At 68.4% G+C, this 288-nt stretch carries 1 protein-coding gene; it reads right to left on the bottom strand.

Features of this window, described 5'->3' with window-relative positions; translation table 11 throughout:
* On the bottom strand, positions 1–288 hold a 288-nt coding region (locus GTP77_RS29990), incomplete at both ends, for a hypothetical protein (RefSeq protein ID WP_161075766.1).

Genomic DNA, 288 nt, shown 5'->3' with positions numbered 1-288 from the left:
GATCGGTCGACAGCGCGGTGATCTGCGTCGAGCTCAGGGTCGAGATGATGCTGGTGCCAATCGCCGCCAGATCACGCGTTTCAATGGCGCGGATGGCGTCGGTGCCCAGGCCGGCAGCCTGGCTGCTGACCAGCGCGGCCACTTGCGTGGTGCTCAGGGCGACAACCTGGTCGGTGGTCAGCGCGCCAACCTGGCTGCTGCTCAGGGCGCGGATGGCGGCGGTTTTCAGCGCAGCCAGATCAGCCGTTTCCAGCGCGGCCACGTTGGCGGTGCTCAGGGCGGCGGCTT

This window comes from Pseudoduganella aquatica, from assembly GCF_009857595.1.
Taxonomy (GTDB): domain Bacteria; phylum Pseudomonadota; class Gammaproteobacteria; order Burkholderiales; family Burkholderiaceae_D; genus Rugamonas; species Rugamonas aquatica_A.
This window is presented reverse-complemented; position numbering and strand designations above follow the sequence as displayed.